This window comes from Mesorhizobium sp. WSM4808, assembly GCF_055811675.1.
In genome coordinates this window covers 11,464-12,877 of sequence record NZ_JBVVQX010000049.1, presented here as the reverse complement: position 1 = coordinate 12,877, position 1,414 = coordinate 11,464, and the positions used below count along the sequence as shown (strand labels likewise).

General features: G+C 64.7%; 3 protein-coding genes. All 3 read right to left on the bottom strand.

All coding sequences use genetic code 11. The annotated features are described in order from the left end of the window. The coding region (locus AC0L2U_RS34315; RefSeq protein ID WP_473603643.1) for a ParB/RepB/Spo0J family partition protein at window positions 1-452 on the bottom strand (452 nt) is incomplete at its 3' end. An 84-nt stretch (window positions 453-536) separates the two neighbouring features. After that, on the bottom strand, window positions 537-947 hold the full coding sequence (locus tag AC0L2U_RS34310) for a DUF2958 domain-containing protein (RefSeq protein WP_473603642.1): 411 nt from the start codon (window positions 945-947) through the stop codon (window positions 537-539). Window positions 948-1,085: 138 nt separating this feature from the next. After that, window positions 1,086-1,414 (bottom strand): zincin-like metallopeptidase domain-containing protein (locus AC0L2U_RS34305; RefSeq protein WP_473603641.1); only part of this gene is annotated, 329 nt, incomplete at its 5' end.

The window sequence follows — 1,414 nt, the reverse complement described above, 5'->3', positions numbered from 1 at the left end:
CTAGGCAGAAGCTCGCCGAGCGCCAGAATGCGCTTCACCTGATGCTGGGTGAGGCCGAAAGTGGCCGCGATATCGGCAATGGTGCGACCTTCCCTGATGAGGCGGGTAAAGGTGTCCCATTGCGAGACCTCGTCGGGATCGAGGCGGACGATGTTTTCGATCAGGGAGGCTTCGAGCGCGTCGGCGTCGTCACCCTCCTCCATGATGGCGCATGGCAGCGGCTCGGCCTCGCCGCGTTCGTCGGCGACGGTCTTGGCGGCGAAATAGCGTCGCCGTCCGGCGACGATCTCGAACGTTTCGGGCGAGCCGTTGGGCCGGACCAGTAGCGGAACGAGGACGCCGCGCGCGCGCACCGACGGCAGGATGTCGGAGATGTCGGGCGCGCGTTTGGAATGTCGCATGTTGGCGGCGGCGACGCTCAATTGGTCGATGGAAACGTGGGCAAGCTGCATGGTCTTTCTCCTTTGCTGTGGCCTGAAAGTGCCTGACCGCGAGGCCGCAGGCCGAGCGGCGCGACGGTTTTGCGCCGGATGGCGCTATTGTTCCGCCCGGTCGGGCGGAAGCTCGGGAAGGGAAAGCGAGAGGGCGGCGGCGGCCTGCCGCAAGAGCCGTTCGGCCTCGGTGACGTGGCCGCATAGGCGAGCGGCTTCGGCATAGACAGAGAGCGGAAACCGTGCCTTGAAGTACAGGTCGCGCTCGATGCCCAGGCCAAGCGGTCCCTTGACGGCTTGGAGCTCGGCAAGGCTGACGCTGCCGAGTTCGGGGAAGCCGAAACCGAGATCACAAAGGCCGAAGAGTGTATCGCCGTCGGCGTCGAGCTCGCTCAGAAGCCAGGTGGCGGAGCCGACCGGATTGAACAGTTTCACGACCGGAACATGGTCGGTTTCGGGCTCGGCAGCGCCATTGGCGAGCAGAAGAAGGCGCAGTTCGTCGGTGATCAGGATCATTGCGGCGTTCCTTCAAAACGGTTGGTGCTGATTAGAGCGGCTGAGACAAACCTGCCGATATCGAGCGGCTTGTGCGCGGCGCGGCCGCATCGCGCGCCATCACAAGCGCAAGCCTTTCGGCATGGCGATCGGGCGCGCTCATGCGGCGATCTCGGCATGCGCCTCGCCTTCCACGTCGGCATTGAAGCCGAGCAGGAGATCGGCGGCTTTGGAGGCATGGCTGGCGGCGCGGAAGATGGCGCGATTGTCCTCGCGCAGGACCGTTAGCCATGAGCCGATATAATCGGCATGGCGCACGGTCGGCTCGATGCCGATAGTGCTGCAGACGAAGGCTGCGCAGATTTCAGCGACCAGTTCCTCGCGCGCGTATGCCTTGCAGCCGAACGAGCCGGAGAGGTCGCGCGCAAGGCGCGTCGGGTGGCCAGTCCAGTGGCCAAGCTCGTGAAAGCAGGTCCGGTAATAGTTGA